Here is a 15,130-nt window from a genome sequence, read left to right as displayed (position 1 = left end):
TGCAGGCCTAAATGGATCTCGTCATCGCCCGCCCGGAAGGGCTCTATTGCCCGCCCGGCGACTTCTACATCGACCCCTGGCGGCCGGTGGAACGCGCCGTCATCACCCATGCCCATGGGGACCACGCACGCTGGGGCATGACCCACTACCTGGCCGCTGCGCCCAGCGAAGGCATCCTGCGTTCGCGCATCGGCGCGGACATGCCGCTGCAGACCCTGCCCTACGGCGAAGCGCTCGATCACCACGGCGTGAAACTCAGCTTCCACCCCGCCGGCCACGTGCTCGGCTCGGCGCAGGTCCGGCTCGAATACAAGGGCGAGGTGTGGGTCGCCTCGGGCGACTACAAGGTCGAGCCGGACGGCACCTGCACGCCGTTCGAGCCAGTGTGCTGCCATACCTTCATCACCGAATCCACCTTTGGCCTGCCGATCTACCGCTGGCCGGCCCAGGCCGAGGTGTTCAGCGACATCAACGACTGGTGGCGGGCCAATGCCGCGACCGGCCGCACCAGCGTGCTGTTCTGCTATGCCTTCGGCAAGGCGCAGCGGATTCTCCACGGGCTCGACGAAAGCATCGGCGATGTGGTGGTGCATGGCGCAGTGGAGCCCCTCAACCGGGTCTATCGCGAGGCCGGCGTCTACCTGCCACCGACGCTGTACGCCGGCGACCTGAAAAAGACCGACCCGCGCCTGCGCCGCGCTATCGTGCTCGCCCCGCCCTCGGCCGGCGGCAGCACCTGGATGCGCCGCTTCGGCGACTATTCCGACGCCTTCGCCAGCGGCTGGATGATGCTGCGCGGCACCCGCAGGCGGCGCGGGGTGGATCGCGGCTTCGTGCTGTCCGATCACGCCGACTGGCCCGGCCTGCTCTGGGCGATCGAGCAGACCGGCGCAGAACGCGTGATGGTTACCCATGGCTCGGTCGCGGTGCTGGTGCGCTACCTGCGCGAACAGGGGCTCGACGCCCAGGCCTTCGAGACCGAATACGGTGAGGAGGACGACGCCGATCCACAGGAAGGCGCCGCATGATCGACCGCACCCACGGCAGCAGCGCGGAGGCGATGCGATGAAGGCCTTTGCCGAGCTCTACACGCGGCTGGACGCCACCACCTCGAGCAACGCCAAGCTTGCCGCGATGCGCGCCTACTTCGCCCAGGTGCCGGCCGAGGACGCGGCCTGGGCGGTGTACTTCCTGGCGGGCGGCCGGCCGCGCCAGCTGGTGCCGACCCGGGTGCTGCGCGAAACCGCGATACGCGTCGCCGGCATCCCCGAATGGCTGTTCGAAGAGAGCTACCAGGCGGTCGGCGATCTGGCCGAGACGGTCTCCCTGCTGCTTCCCAGCTCGACCCACAGCTCCGACGAGGGTCTGGCCAGCTGGATGCAGGACAAACTCCTGCCGCTACGCGGACTGCCACCCGAAGAACTCGCCGTCCGCCTGCCGGTCCTCTGGCAACAGCTCGATCAGCGCAGCCTGATGACCTGCCTGAAACTGATCACAGGCGCCTTCCGGGTCGGCGTCTCGCGCCTGCTGGTGACCCGCGCGCTGGCCGCCCTGGCCGACATCGATCCCAAGCGCGTCGCCCAGCGCCTGGTGGGCTACACCGACCTGTCCCACCGCCCGACCGCCGAGGGCTTCCGGGCACTGATCGCCGCCGAGTCGGACGACGAGCACGCTCAGCGTGGCGGTCAGCCCTATCCGTTCTTTCTCGCCCACCCGTTGCAGGCCCCCGTGGAGCAGTTCGACGCGCTGCTGGGGCCGCCCGAGGGCTGGCAGATCGAATGGAAGTGGGATGGCATCCGTGCCCAGCTGGTCAAGCGCGACGGCCAGCTGTGGGTCTGGTCACGCGGCGAGGAGCTGGTCAGCGAGCGCTTTCCGGAACTCTGCGCGCTGGCTGGCTGCCTGCCGGACGGCAGCGTGATCGACGGCGAAATCGTCGTCTGGAAACATCCGCCGCAGCCAGCCGAGCGCCAGGCCAGCCTCGACGACGATGCCGATCTCGCACGGCAAAGCGCGCCCAAAGTTTCCGAGGCGCTTTGCCCGGCAGATTCCGAAGCGGCTGTCGATGCGCTGCCGCGTGAATTCGGTATTCAGCCGTTCGCCCTGCTGCAGCAACGCATCGGCCGCAAGACGCTCAACGCCAAGGTACTGGAGCAGGCGCCGGTGGCCCTGCTCGCCTACGACCTGCTCGAGTGGCAGGGAGAGGACTGGCGTCAGCGGCCGCAGCACGCGCGGCGCCAGCAGCTCGAAGCGGTGGTACGCAACTGCCCGAACCCGGTGCTGATGGTCTCGCCGCTGCTGCACGGCGACAGTTGGAAGGATCTGGCATGCCAGCGCGAGGCCTCCCGCGAGCTGGGCGTCGAAGGCATGATGATCAAGGCGCGCGAGGCCCACTACGGTGTCGGGCGGACCAAGGACGTCGGCGTCTGGTGGAAATGGAAGATCGACCCCTACTCCGTCGATGCCGTGCTGATCTATGCGCAACGGGGCCACGGCCGACGCGCCAGTCTCTACACCGACTTCACCTTCGCCGTCTGGGACGGCGCGCCGGGCGATCCGGAGCGCAAGCTGGTGCCCTTCGCCAAGGCCTACTCGGGCCTGACCGACGAGGAAATGCGCCGCGTCGACGCCATCGTGCGCAAGACCACCGTGGAAAAATTCGGCCCGGTGCGCAGCGTCACGCCGACACTGGTCTTCGAGCTCGGCTTCGAGGGCATCGCCGCCAGCAGCCGCCACAAGAGCGGCATCGCGGTGCGCTTCCCACGCATGCTGCGGTGGCGGCACGACAAACCGGTGGATGAAGCCGATACCCTCGAGACCCTGCAGGCGTTGTTGCCATGAATCGGGCCGTGGGTTTTCGACACCATTCGCGGAAAAGGCCGGCCCCGGTTCGGGAGACGTGTCGGTGACCCTGAGCGAGGACTGGTTCGCCAGCAAGGGCTGGCAGCCCTTCCCCTTCCAGCGCGAGGTCTGGTCGGCGGTCGAGGCCGGCGAGTCGGGGCTGCTGCATGCCACCACGGGCACCGGCAAGACCTACGCGGTCTGGCTTGGCGCATTGGCCCGGTTCGCCGGTAACGCGCGGCCCGCGACGAAAGGCTCGCAGCCAGCGCCCCTGACCGTCCTCTGGATCACCCCGATGCGCGCCCTGGCGGCCGACACCGCTCGGGCGCTGCAGGCGCCGCTGGACGACCTTGGCCTGGACTGGAGCGTAGGCCTGCGTACCGGCGACACCTCCAGTAGCGAGCGCGCCAGGCAAGGGCGCCGGCTCCCTACCGCGCTGGTCACCACACCGGAAAGCCTGACGCTCCTGCTCACCCGCGCCAATGCTCGCCAGGCTTTCGGGCAGATAGGCATGGTGATCGTCGACGAGTGGCACGAACTGCTCGGCAACAAGCGCGGCGTGCAGCTGCAGCTGGCGCTGGCCCGGCTGCGCCTGTGGCATCCGCAGCTGATGGTGTGGGGGCTGTCGGCCACCCTGGGAAATCAGCCCGACGCCTTGGACGTGCTGCTGCCCGACGGCCGTGGCCGCCTGGTGCAGGGCCGGGTCGCCAAGGATCTGAAGATCGATACGCTGCTGCCGCCGGCAGTGGAGCGTTTCCCCTGGGCCGGCCATCTCGGCCTGCGCATGCTCGGGCAGGTGGTCGCAGAGATCGATGTCGCGTCCACCTCGCTGGTCTTCACCAACACCCGTTCGCAATCGGAGCTCTGGTACCAGGCGCTGCTGGACGAGCGTCCGGACTGGGCCGGGCTGGTCGCCCTGCACCACGGTTCGCTGTCGCGAGAGGTGCGCGACTGGGTGGAGCTGGGCCTGAAACAGGGCGCATTGAAGGCCGTGGTGTGTACCTCCAGCCTCGATCTGGGGGTGGACTTCCTGCCGGTCGAGCGCGTTTTGCAGATCGGCTCGCCCAAAGGCATCGCGCGGCTGTTGCAACGGGCCGGGCGCTCCGGCCATGCGCCGGGGCGCGTATCGCGCATCACCCTGGTGCCGACCAACAGCCTGGAGCTGGTGGAAGCCGCCGCGGCCCAGGACGCGGTGGCCGAACGCCGTATCGAAGGTCGCGAAGCGCCGGACAAGCCGCTCGACGTGCTCGTCCAGCACCTGGTCAGCATGGCCCTTGGCGGCGGCTTCAGGCCCGACGAGTTGCGCGCTGAGGTGCGCACCGCCTGGTCGTATCGCACGCTGTCGGACGCCGAATGGGACTGGGCGCTGGCATTCGTGCGCCACGGCGGCCATTCGCTCACCGCCTACCCCGACTACCAGCGGGTCGAACCCGACGAGAACGGCGTCTGGAAGGTACCGAGCCGCCGCGTCGCGCTGCGCCATCGGATGAGCATCGGCACCATCGTCAGCGACTCCAGCCTGCACGTGAAGTACTGGGCCAAGGGCGGCCCGGGCGGCTCGTTGGGCAGCGTCGAGGAAGGCTTCATCGCCCGTCTGCGCCCCGGCGATTGCTTCCTGTTCGCCGGGCGGCTGCTGGAGCTGGTCCGGGTCGAGAACATGACCGCCTTCGTGAAGCGCGCCACGGGGCGCAAGGCGGCGGTGCCGCGCTGGAACGGCGGACGCATGCCACTGTCGAGCGAGCTGGCAGACGCCGTGGTCAGGCGCCTCGCATCGGCCGCCAGGGGCGAGTTCAACAGCCCCGAGATGCGCCTGGTGCAACCGCTCCTGCAGGTGCAACTGGCCTGGTCGGGGCTGCCGGCCGAAGACACGCTGCTGGCCGAAACGCTCAAGTCCCGCGAGGGCTGGCACTTGTTTCTCTATCCCTTCGCCGGCCGCCATGTGCACCTGGGACTGGCCAGCCTGATCGCCTGGCGCATCGCACAACGCACGCCGCTGACCTTCTCCATTGCCGTGAACGACTACGGGCTGGAGCTACTCAGCGCGACCGAGGTCGACTGGTCCCACTGGCTCACGCCCGAATTGCTGACAAGCGACAACCTCTTGCACGACGTGCTCGGCAGCCTCAACGCAGGCGAGCTGGCCCGCCGGCGCTTTCGCGAAATCGCCCGAATCGCCGGATTGGTGTTTTCCGGTTATCCGGGCGCGCAAAAGAGCGCCCGACAGCTCCAGGCATCCAGCGGCCTGTTCTTCGACGTGTTTCGCCAGTACGACCCGCAGAACCTGCTGCTCGACCAGGCCCAGCAGGAAGTGCTGCGCCAGGAGCTGGATGTCCGTCGGCTGGAGCAGACCCTGGCACGCCTCAGGGCCCGGAGGCTTGACCTGCATGCGATCAAGCGCACCACGCCGCTGGGGTTTCCGCTGATGGTCGAGCGCTTTCGCGAAAGCATGAGCTCCGAAAAACTCGCCGACCGCATCCGCCGCATGGTCGCGGATCTGGAAAAGGCAGCAGGCCCTGGCGGCTACCGGCCCGAGCCTTCGGCTCCGCTGAATGTCGAGCGCGACACCGCACCCAAGCGCAAGCCTCGGGTGAGCAAGGACGGCACGCCCAGGCGGAAAAAGCCCGTTGCCTGAGCCGCGCCCAATCGGCCGACCCGACGGTAGACTGTGCCGATGACCGAACACCTGCGCATCGAACACGCCGGCACCGAACTCTGGCTGTTGGCCGACAAGGCTCTCTACTGGCCCGAGCAGCGCGCGCTGCTGATTGCCGACATCCACTTCGGCAAGGCCGCAGCCTATCGTCGACTGGGCCAACCGGTCCCCCACGGCACCACCGCCGCCAACCTGCAACGGCTCGATAGGCTGTTGGCCCGCTATCCCTGTCGCGAGATCATCTTTCTCGGCGATTTTCTCCATGCGCCCGCATCCCGGGGCGAGGCGACGCTTGCGGCGCTGCGCCAGTGGCGACAGACCTATCCCGAGCTGCGGCTGACACTGGTGCGCGGCAACCATGACCAACGCGCCGGCGATCCGCCCGATGATCTTGCCGTCGAGGTCGTCGACGAACCGCTGCTGCGTGGACCTTTCGCGCTGCAGCACGAGCCGCGTCCACACCCCACCCACGCGGTGCTGGCCGGGCACCTGCATCCGGCCTTCTGCCTGCACGGCAAGGGCCGGCAACGCCTGCGCCTGCCCTGCTTCAGCATCGAGCCGCAGGTCAGCCTGCTGCCGGCGTTCGGGGAGTTCACCGGAGCGATGGACGTTGGCGCCGAGCCGGGCCGGCGCCTGTTCGTGGTGGGTGACAATGGCGTGTGGGCCGTTGGCACGGCCGAGCCCCCCAAGTAAAAACCCATGGGCTCTACGCGCTGAATCAGCCGCACACGTCTACGGTCCGGGCTTTAGCTGCGCGAGGCGCTCGATCCCACCCGCATCGACTCTGATGCCGCGACCGCCTTACGGCGCTACCGCTGCCTAAGCCCTCAGGTCATCGCCCGCAATACGCTCCGTTGCAAAGCAGGCGTGTCTGCACGCGTAACGACGTCTGAGATGGACCACGCCGTGGCTAAACACGGCCGAACCGTCTGAGGCGCAGGCCGCCCGCTCACCAATCCCGGGCCGCAAGCGCTGGCAGCAGCTTGTCGATACTGAGTGGAAACTCACGCACTCGGATGCCCGTCGCGTTGTACACCGCGTTGGCGACGGCCGCGCCGGCACCACAGACGCCCAGTTCGCCGAGCCCCTTGATGCCCAGCACATTGGCCTTTTCATCGGCTTCTTCGAGGAACACCACGTCCATGTCCGCGATGTCGCCGTTGACCGGTATCAGGTACTCGGCCAGGTCATGATTGATGAAATGACCGTGCCGTGTATCCAGTAGCGTCTGCTCCATCAGCGCGGCGCCGATGCCCCAGGTCATCCCGCCCAGTATCTGTGAACGGGCGGTTTTCGGATTGAGGATGCGTCCGGCCGCAATGACCGACAGCATGCGACGCATGCGTATTTCGCCGGTATCCATGTCGACCGACACCTCCACGAAATGGGCGCCGTTCGAGTGCTGGGAGTAATTCTTGTAAGAGTCGCCCATCGGCCCGACGCTACCCTCTGCCTGCAACCCCGTGGGGGCGGCTCGCATCATCAGATCGGTAAGGCGCTCCGAGCGGCCGCTCGCAATTATCCGCCCTCCGGCGAACTGTGCCTGGCCGTCGCTGTAGGGCACACCCGCCACCTGGATAAGCTGCTGCTTCAATCTCTGGCAAGCGTCTTCCACGGCCGAACCCGCACTGGCCGCGCCCCAGGAACCTCCGGAACCCGCCGTCTGGGGGAAGCGGCTATCGCCCAGTTGCACCTGTACACTGGACATGGGCACACCAAGGCTCTGTGCCGCGACCTGCGTGAGGATGGTATAGGTCCCCGTACCGATATCGGTCATGTCCAGACGCACGAGCACACGCCCTGTCGGGCTCATGCTCACCTGAGCTCGGGACGCCCCTAGGTAATTGGGCCGGATTGCGGCAGCCATGCCCATTCCGATCAACCTGCGTCCTTCCCTTACGCGGCCTGGCGCGGGGTTGCGGTTGTTCCAGCCGAAGCGCTCGGCCCCGGTGCGCATGCAAGCCACCAGGCTGCGCGTGGCGAAGGGCACACCGCGTTCAGGATCGATCTCGGGCTCATTGAGCACACGCACGTCAATCGGATCTTGGTTTAAGCGCTCAGCCAGTTCATCCATGGCGCTTTCGAAAGCCAGCATGCCCGGAGCTTCCCCCGGCGAGCGCATCCACTCTCCACGGTTGAGGTCGACCGGCACCAGGCGGTGACGTGTCAGACGGCTAGGCGCGGCGTATAGGGAGCGGGCAAAAACCGCCGTTTGCTCACAGAACTCCTCGAAACGCGAGGTCGCCGACCAGACGTCATACCCTATTGCCAGCAGCTTGCCAGTGCTGTCCGCGCCCAGCCGTACCTGGTGCTGCATCGCGGCGCGGTGGCCGGCATTGGCGTACATCTGCTGGCGGGTCAGGGCTACCTTGACGGGCCGCTGCAATACCCGCGCTGCGAATGCCGCGAGTACCGCATCGGGATGAATGATCAGCTTGGCGCCAAAACCGCCGCCGACGTAGGGGCTGACCACTCTGATCCTTTCCCGCGGGATTCCCAACGTATTGGCTAGTCCGCCTCGGAAGTTCGCCAGCGTCTGTGCCGAGGTATAGAGCGTCAGGTCATTTCCCGCCCAGCTCGCAATGGAAGCATGCGGCTCCATCGGGTTATGGCTCTGGTATGGCGTGTAGTAGGTAACATCGAGCTTCACCGGTGCTGCCTCGAACCCCGTATCGAAGTCGCCGACGGCGCTGTCAGTCTGAAGCCCGGCGTTGGTTCGTGTCGGAGTATAAGCCTCGGACAGTCGGGAAAAGAGATCGTGGTCGCCCCGCTCCGCCGTATAGCGCACACGGATCAAGCTGGCGGCCGAGCGAGCCGCTTCGAACGTCAGCGCCACCACCAGCGCAACCGGCTCGTCGTAGTAGCGGATACGGTCAGTCGCCAACACTGGGCGGGCCCGGGTGAAAACCTCTGCGGGAGTCGGCGTCAGCGGTGGGCCGAACGCTGGCTGTGGCGGCGCATTGCGATAGGTCATGACATACAGGACACCCGGCGCGCGCTCCGCCTGCCGGGTGTCGATATCGTCGATACGCCCTGTGGCGATGGTCGCGCCGAGGATATAGCCATAGGCGGCAGGCCCCATTTCGTCCTGTTCGTAGGCATAAGTGGCGCGTCCCGTGACTTTCAGACGGCCGTCGATCCGGTCCACCGGCTGGCCGATGGGGCCGTCGGCAAGCGCTTGGGTGTGTCTGAATGTACTCATCGTCATGCTCGCTGCTGGGCTGCGGTGGTCAGGACCTGACGCAAGGTCCGTTTGGCCAGAGGAATCTTGAAGTCGTTGCCGCCATGCCCCTGGGCACCCGCGAGCGCAGCCTCGGCCGCGCGCTCAAAGGCTTCGGCGTCAGGCGGCTGGCCAATGAGCGCCTGCTCAGCTGCCTTGGCCCGCCACGGCTTGGGAGCTACACCGCCCAGTGCGATGCGCGCATCGCGTACTTGCCCGTCGCGGACATCGACGGCCACCGCTACCGACACCAGCGCGAAGGCGTAGGAGGAGCGGTCGCGAACCTTGCGATAGAACTGTCTACCCGGTGGCGCGGCGGGAAGTTCTACCGCCACGATCATTTCGCCATGCGCCAGCTGGGTCTCGATGTGCGGTGTGTCACCTGGCAAGCGGTACAGTTCGTCCAGCTCGATGAAACCTGTTTGTCCGCTCGGTCCAATGGTTTCAACTCGCGCACCCAAGGCTGTCATCGCCACTGCCATGTCAGAGGGATGAGCCGCGATGCAGGCTTCACTGACGCCCAGAACCGCGTTCGTTCGGTTGTGCCCATGCAATGCCCCGCAGCCGGCGCCTGGGCTGCGTTTGTTGCAGGCCATCGTCGGGTCGTAGAAGTACGGGCAACGTGTGCGTTGCAGCAGATTGCCTGCCGTCGAGGCCTTGTTGCGTATTTGCCCTGAAGCTCCGGCCAGTAACGCCTGGGCCAGCAACGGGTAGCGGTTGCGTACCCGACTGTCGGCGGCCAGATCGCTGTTACGCACTTGTGCGCCGATGCGCAGCCCACCGTCGCTAGTCTCTTCGATCCAGGCAAGCGGTAGACGGCTGACGTCGATCAGATGCGTGGGCGTCTCGATGCCGAGTTTCATCAGGTCGAGCAGGTTGGTGCCGCCACTGATGAAGCGCGCCTGTGGCTGCGCAACCACAGCGCTCACGGCAGCGGCGGGCTCAACTGCACGTTCGTAACTGAAAGACTGCATGGCGTCAGCTCTCCTCGGCGGCGTCGCGAATGGCCGCGACAATGTTGGGATAGGCAGCGCAGCGACACAGGTTCCCGCTCATGCGCTCACGAATCTCTTCGTCAGTCAGGGTGGCTTGTTTGGCCGCCACGTTTGCACTGACGTGGCTGGGCCACCCCGCCCGGACTTCCTGCAGCATGCCAACCGCCGAGCAGATCTGCCCCGGCGTGCAGTAGCCACATTGAAAGCCATCGCGTTTGATGAACGCGGCCTGCAGAGGGTGCAGGACGTCGTCGTTGGCCAAGCCTTCGATGGTGGTGATCTCATCCCCTTCATGCATCACGGCAAGGCTCAGGCAGGCGTTGATTCGCCGCCCATTGACCAATACGGTGCAGGCACCGCATTGACCATGGTCACAGCCCTTCTTCGAGCCGGTCATACCAAGGTGATGTCGCAGCGCATCCAACAACGTAGTGCGTGGGTCCAGTTCCAGCGCCTGTTCGTTACCGTTGATGCGCAAGGTGAGCGCACGCGACGGTACCGGGGCGGCAGTCGAAGCGGCATTGGTGGGTGAGGCGTGGACCTGGGTTCGCCCGCCGGTCACCCAGAGCAGGCTGGCGGCCGCCCCTGCCTGCAATATGGCGCGTCGCGTGGGGCGCGGTGGATCTATGTCGTCCATGTCTGTCTCCCGAGTCGAACGGCTGGATGGGAGTATCTCCAAGCGGGCGGCGCCGTTCTTTCAGGTATCAGGAGCAGGTTGTCAGGATTCGGGAAGTCTGTTGCCGATAGGCGTTGGGCGTGGTGCCGGTGATGCGCTTGAAGGTCGAGGTGAAGTGACTCTGACTGGAAAAGCCCAGCTCCAACGCCATGCTGGCAATCGGCATCGTACTGTTGCGCAGCAGGTTCTCGGCACAATGGACTCGACGTCTGATCACGAAGGTATAAGGGGCCATGCCGGTCTCCGCCTTGAAATGACGCGCAAACGTATCGACCGGCATTTCAGCGATTCGCGCCAGCGCAGTCAGCGAAATGCTGCCTTCGATTCTGGTGTCGATGTAGTCGGCCAGGCGCCTAAGTAACGGGCGGCCAAGCCTTCCCCGGCCCGTCTCTTCCGCCTCAGTGCGGCCCATACGCAGCCCTACCAGCGCCACCAGGTGCTCCAGGTAGCTGGTCTCCGGGGTGTAGCCGATGGCCATTTCGGTACTGAGCGCACATAGCAGCGAGTGGATGACAGTGTCGCCGCCGTTGATCCGCATAGGCAGCTCGGCAAGTCTCGGACATCCAGGAAAAGTCAGCGATGGATCGATCCACAGCGCGGTATAAATCAGGTCGGCATCTAGGAAATACCCGCGGCGCTCTACGCCTGCTGGTACGAAACTGATCGCGCCGGGCCGGTCTCGTCCCTGATAGGAAAGTGTCGAGCTGCTGCGGATATGTGTCTTGGCCGTCGCCCCGCGCTCCGTGAGAATCACTACATGCTGCGGCGCGGTCCAGCTCAGCTCGGCTTCATGGCAGGCCCAGCGCCGATGATCTACGGTGACCAGGCCGTCGAACAAGGTTGCTGATTGCAGCGCAGAGCCCTTTGCATTCCGGGCACGGACATAGCCTCCGCCGATTTGTGGCTCCAGCAACAGCGATTTAGCTTGATGCATAGGCATGGTCAGGCACTTCCGTCATTTCAGGGCCCGTAGCAGCGCTTCGAATCGAAAGGTTTACTCGGATGGCTGCAGCAGTTAAGGGAGAAGGATATTGACGCAACGTTCGAACCGTCATCCATAAATCGTAGTGCATGAGGTTTCAAGGCGCTGGTGGAGCAGGCCTAAGCTACCGATCCGTAAGGCCAGCCCGTCGCCGCCGATTGTTGACAAGCGTACGCAAACCCATCGGGCGATGGTTCTACCTTGTGTGGCGCCGCCGGTCCGGAACGACAATATGCTGCTGGTCGTGACTGACGGCGCTCGTGGATCACGTGGGATTGACAGAGCAAGCGCTGGCAACGCCAGCACCTGTTCTGGATATCGGAACCTGTGCGGTCGGCTCAGGCCTCTGAAATGCCGGTGATGGTGATGCCGAAGCGATCAGCCAGGCGGGTGGCCGGGGTCTGTTCCTCGTCCGATTTTGGCTCGACGTCCTGCTCCACGTATTCCTTCTCGGCCTTCTCGGTGACCAGCTCGACGGCGCGGTCCATGTCCGGCTTATGCTCGGAATCGGTCTTCAGCATCGCGGTGTTGCCGTCTTTGCTGTACGCAATGATCCAGGTAGTCAATGTAATGCCCTCTCAGTCATGGGAAACCCTGCCTCAGCCGTGCCTGCATCCCTGACCCGGGCGTTCCGCTGCATCACGACTACGCCGCCTGCCGCTTCACGCCACGCCACGCCATGTCTTCGCTACTCGCCCTGTATGCCGCCAAGGAAGCGGCCTTGCATTCACGGGCCTGAAGCGCGGACCTGTCCTGAATTAGTACCCGCCGCGCGCAGCCAGTTCGCCGTTGCCGTGGGCCTTCCGTCGAGCCGACGGAACAAGCCTCTACGGCTTTGAGTCAGCCGAACAACAGGCCAGAGGACCGCAGATCATGAATGCGCCCAAGCTCAACGAAGATCAACTGGTCGAACTGCTGCGCGACCGAGGCGAGCCACTTCCGTCACTGGACGACCCGGAATTCGCCTCGTCTTTCGACCGCTTTGCCGATGCTCGCGTGGTCCTGATCGGCGAAGCCAGCCATGGCAGTTCGGAGTTCTACCGCGCCCGCGCGGCCATCACCCGGAGGCTGATCGAGCAGCACGGCTTCCGCATCGTCGCGGCCGAGGCCGACTGGCCGGACGCCGCGCAGATCGACCGCCACGTACGCCAAGGCAAGCCCTCGACCTGGATCCAGGAGGCCTTCAAGCGCTTCCCCACCTGGATGTGGCGCAACCGCGAGGTGGCCGAATTCGTCGACTGGTTACGCCAGTACAACGCCAACCGCGAGGGCGACGAACAGGCCGAATTTCGTGGGTTGGACGTATACAGCCTGGGTTCTTCGCTAACCGAGGTACTCGGCTATCTCGACCGTGTCGATCCTGACGCCGCGGCCGTTGCCCGACGGCGATACGGTTGCCTGACGCCCTGGCAGCACGAGCCGGCCGAGTACGGCCACAACGTCACTCTGTTCGGCGAACCGTCTTGCGAAGAAGCGGTGATCGCACAGCTGCGCGATCTGCTCGACCAGCGCCTGACCTACATGCAGGCCGATGGCGAAGGCTTTTTCCACGCCGAGCAGAACGCACGGGTGGTGATGGCGGCCGAACAGTATTACCGGACGATGTACCGCGGCTCGAACGACTCCTGGAACCTGCGCGACCGGCACATGTTCGACACACTCAAGGCCCTGCTCGAACATCGTGGCGACGATGCCAAGGCAGTGGTCTGGGCGCACAACTCGCACATCGGCAACGCGGCGGCCACTGCCATGGGCTGGGGCGGGGAGTTCAACATCGGCGAACTCTGCCGCACCGCCTTCGGCAACCAGGCCGTGCTGCTCGGCATGGCCACCGATCGCGGTCGGGTCGCCGCGGCCAGCAACTGGGACGAGCCGATGCAGGTCAAACAGGTCAGGCCCTCGCGTCCCGACAGCTGGGAGCAGCTGTTTCTCAAGGCCGGTCACCCGGTCTCGCTGACCGACTGGCGCGCTGGCCGCGACCCGGAGCTGCGCAGCGCGCTGGCTCAGGCCCGGCTCGAACGCGCCATCGGCGTCATTTACAGGCCGGAGACCGAGCTGCACAGCCACTACTTTCGCGCCGTGCTGGCCGATCAGTTCGACGCCCTGCTGTGGTTCGAACAGACCGACGCGGTCACCCCGCTCGGCCCTGAGGATCCCCAGCAGGACGGCGTGCCGGATACTTACCCGTCAGGAGAATGAGATGACCTCAGCCTTGCCGCTGACCGACCGCCGCGCCGCCGGACGCGCCCTTGCCGAACGGCTGCAGGCGTATGCCGCGGACGACCCGCTGGTGCTCGCGCTGCCCCGCGGCGGCGTGCCGGTGGCCTATGAAATCGCCGTGGCGTTGAAGGCCGAGCTGGACGTCGCGCTGGTACGCAAGATCGGCGCGCCCGGCAATCCCGAACTCGCCCTCGGCGCGGTGATCGACACCGAGCCGCCGCTCTGGGTCGCCAACGAGGCGCTGCTCGCACGACTCGCTCCGCCCGACGCCTGGTTCGATGAACAACTGGACGAACAGCTGGCCGAACTTCGTCGCCGACGCCGCGTGTATTGCGCTGAACGTCCGGCCCCGTCGCCAGAAGGCCGTACGGTGATTTTGGTGGATGACGGCATCGCCACCGGCGCGACGGTACGTGCCGTACTGCTCGGGCTTGCCGAGTCGGATGCGCAACGGGTGATCCTCGCCATACCGGTGGCGCCAGCCGAGGTGGTGAAGCGGCTACGCGGCGAGGTCGACGAGCTGATCTGCCTGGCTACTCCCGAGCCTTTTGGCGGCGTCGGCCAGCATTACCTCGATTTCGAACAGCTGGAAGACAGCGAGGTGTGCGCCCTGCTCGCCGCGGCCCGCCAGATCACCGATGGTTGAGATCGATGCCGAGAGGTCGGATGGAAAAAGCCCGCGAGAAGCGGGCTTTTCCGTCATGCCACCGGTGCGGGTGGCGGCTGATCGGGGACCATGGGCTCACCTGGCTCGGTGGGCAGATCCGGTACGCCTGGCTCCTCGGGATCACCAGGCACGCCGCCCGTCATCTCCAGGCAGGTCGCGAGCATCGCTTCCTCAGCAGTCCCGAGATCGCTGGGAAATAGCGCGGTTTGAAAGCTGGTCATAAGCCCTCCACAATTCCCGACCGCATGCCGGGAATGATTGGTTCATTACAATAGAGGCTTCCCACCACCAGAGATTCCCTTCTCTTCGTCGATGATGGGGCAACCGAACAGCACCGGGCTCTCTCTGGTATGAATCAGGCTGCTCGGTGCGTCTCAGGGGAGCGGGGTAGCCGATGTCTCGGCAATGGACTGCGGGAAGGAGCGAGCGACGCGTGCGCATGGCGGTGGAGTTGCCCCCTGGACATGAACAAGCACCCCGCAACGGTGTGCAGTAAGTAGCCGCAATGTCCCGCGCCCGATGCCGCTAAACGCTTCTACTCCAGGGGTGCCGTAGCAGGAGCTGCCAGGTCGTTCACGGAAAGCTTCTTGGCGCGCGGCCATTGCCGAGCAAGCCGCATAGGTGAGGCTCGGCCAGTTTTTCACATCGGATCTCCCGTTCGGCGTTCAGGGATGAACGAAGGAACGCTACAAAAGTGGGCAGCCCGCCCCGTTCGAGAGCAGCTTTTCCGTGCAACCGCCCCTGAGCGACCAACCGCTGCGCTGGCCGGATGCGGGGAGGTGAACGGCGCCAGGCCCCGTAGAGCGGCGCATGCAGAGGTGCCGCGTCAACGCGACAGCTGAAAAACCTAAGCAACTGGTCAGCTTCTTGCAAAAGCCC

General features: G+C 65.6%; 12 protein-coding genes. 6 read left to right on the top strand and 6 right to left on the bottom strand.

The features are described 5' to 3' along the window. The first annotated feature begins 11 nt into the window (after window positions 1-11). From G7026_RS14130 to pdeM, 4 genes are all read left to right on the top strand, one after another. Complete coding sequence (locus G7026_RS14130) at window positions 12-1,028, top strand: ligase-associated DNA damage response exonuclease (protein ID WP_181071561.1); 1,017 nt, start codon at window positions 12-14, stop codon at window positions 1,026-1,028. Further along, complete coding sequence (locus G7026_RS14125) at window positions 913-2,838, top strand: ATP-dependent DNA ligase (RefSeq protein ID WP_375138207.1); 1,926 nt, start codon at window positions 913-915, stop codon at window positions 2,836-2,838. Before G7026_RS14130 ends, G7026_RS14125 begins: the two co-directional genes overlap by 116 nt. 64 nt (window positions 2,839-2,902) lie before the next feature. After that, on the top strand, window positions 2,903-5,470 hold the full coding sequence (locus tag G7026_RS14120; protein WP_375138206.1) for a ligase-associated DNA damage response DEXH box helicase: 2,568 nt from the start codon (window positions 2,903-2,905) through the stop codon (window positions 5,468-5,470). A 39-nt stretch (window positions 5,471-5,509) separates the two neighbouring features. Continuing rightward, window positions 5,510-6,184: a ligase-associated DNA damage response endonuclease PdeM gene (gene pdeM, locus G7026_RS14115; RefSeq protein WP_181071558.1), complete on the top strand. Its 675-nt coding sequence runs from the start codon at window positions 5,510-5,512 to the stop codon at window positions 6,182-6,184. Between the two features lie 256 nt (window positions 6,185-6,440). Here pdeM and G7026_RS14110 read toward each other — a convergent pair whose 3' ends face one another. The 5 genes from G7026_RS14110 to G7026_RS14090 all read right to left on the bottom strand — a co-directional run bounded on the left by G7026_RS14110 (window position 6,441) and on the right by G7026_RS14090 (window position 11,930). Further along, entirely contained in the window at window positions 6,441-8,693 is a 2,253-nt protein-coding gene (locus G7026_RS14110; RefSeq protein ID WP_181071557.1) for a xanthine dehydrogenase family protein molybdopterin-binding subunit, read from the bottom strand. Window positions 8,694-8,695: 2 nt separating this feature from the next. After that, window positions 8,696-9,685 (bottom strand): FAD binding domain-containing protein, encoded by a 990-nt coding sequence (locus tag G7026_RS14105; protein ID WP_181071556.1) that lies wholly within the window; start codon window positions 9,683-9,685, stop codon window positions 8,696-8,698. Between the two features lie 4 nt (window positions 9,686-9,689). Continuing rightward, window positions 9,690-10,343, bottom strand: a complete 654-nt coding sequence (locus G7026_RS14100; protein ID WP_181071555.1) for a 2Fe-2S iron-sulfur cluster-binding protein — start codon at window positions 10,341-10,343, stop codon at window positions 9,690-9,692. 67 nt (window positions 10,344-10,410) lie between these two features. Further along, entirely contained in the window at window positions 10,411-11,322 is a 912-nt protein-coding gene (locus tag G7026_RS14095) for a helix-turn-helix domain-containing protein (RefSeq protein WP_181071554.1), read from the bottom strand. A gap of 380 nt (window positions 11,323-11,702) precedes the next feature. Beyond that, window positions 11,703-11,930 (bottom strand): hypothetical protein, encoded by a 228-nt coding sequence (locus tag G7026_RS14090; protein WP_181071553.1) that lies wholly within the window; start codon window positions 11,928-11,930, stop codon window positions 11,703-11,705. A gap of 307 nt (window positions 11,931-12,237) precedes the next feature. On the opposite strand from G7026_RS14090, the gene G7026_RS14085 reads away from it, so the two are divergent. Together G7026_RS14085 and G7026_RS14080 are read left to right on the top strand one after the other, a co-directional pair. After that, window positions 12,238-13,563, top strand: coding sequence for an erythromycin esterase family protein (locus G7026_RS14085; RefSeq protein ID WP_181071552.1), 1,326 nt, complete (start codon window positions 12,238-12,240; stop codon window positions 13,561-13,563). Between the two features lies 1 nt (window position 13,564). Next, window positions 13,565-14,230, top strand: coding sequence for a phosphoribosyltransferase (locus G7026_RS14080; protein WP_181071551.1), 666 nt, complete (start codon window positions 13,565-13,567; stop codon window positions 14,228-14,230). Between the two features lie 53 nt (window positions 14,231-14,283). Here the strand turns inward: G7026_RS14080 and G7026_RS14075 are convergent, their stop codons facing one another. After that, a complete protein-coding gene (locus G7026_RS14075; protein ID WP_181071805.1) occupies window positions 14,284-14,472 on the bottom strand; it encodes a hypothetical protein in 189 nt (62 codons plus the stop codon). Window positions 14,473-15,130: the final 658 nt, after the last annotated feature.

This window comes from Stutzerimonas azotifigens (genome assembly GCF_013522725.1).
Classification (GTDB): domain Bacteria; phylum Pseudomonadota; class Gammaproteobacteria; order Pseudomonadales; family Pseudomonadaceae; genus Stutzerimonas; species Stutzerimonas azotifigens_A.
This window is presented reverse-complemented; position numbering and strand designations above follow the sequence as displayed.

Excerpts from the sequence above, each read along its gene's own strand:
- G7026_RS14130 (WP_181071561.1), top strand. The coding sequence starts at position 12 with ATGGATCTCGTCATCGCCCGCCCGGAAGGGCTCTATTGCCCGCCCGGC.
- G7026_RS14125 (WP_375138207.1), top strand. The coding sequence starts at position 913 with ATGGCTCGGTCGCGGTGCTGGTGCGCTACCTGCGCGAACAGGGGCTCG.
- pdeM (WP_181071558.1), top strand. The coding sequence starts at position 5,510 with ATGACCGAACACCTGCGCATCGAACACGCCGGCACCGAACTCTGGCTG.
- G7026_RS14110 (WP_181071557.1), bottom strand. The coding sequence starts at position 8,693 with ATGAGTACATTCAGACACACCCAAGCGCTTGCCGACGGCCCCATCGGC.
- G7026_RS14105 (WP_181071556.1), bottom strand. The coding sequence starts at position 9,685 with ATGCAGTCTTTCAGTTACGAACGTGCAGTTGAGCCCGCCGCTGCCGTG.
- G7026_RS14100 (WP_181071555.1), bottom strand. The coding sequence starts at position 10,343 with ATGGACGACATAGATCCACCGCGCCCCACGCGACGCGCCATATTGCAG.
- G7026_RS14095 (WP_181071554.1), bottom strand. The coding sequence starts at position 11,322 with ATGCCTATGCATCAAGCTAAATCGCTGTTGCTGGAGCCACAAATCGGC.
- G7026_RS14085 (WP_181071552.1), top strand. The coding sequence starts at position 12,238 with ATGAATGCGCCCAAGCTCAACGAAGATCAACTGGTCGAACTGCTGCGC.
- G7026_RS14080 (WP_181071551.1), top strand. The coding sequence starts at position 13,565 with ATGACCTCAGCCTTGCCGCTGACCGACCGCCGCGCCGCCGGACGCGCC.
- G7026_RS14075 (WP_181071805.1), bottom strand. The coding sequence starts at position 14,472 with ATGACCAGCTTTCAAACCGCGCTATTTCCCAGCGATCTCGGGACTGCT.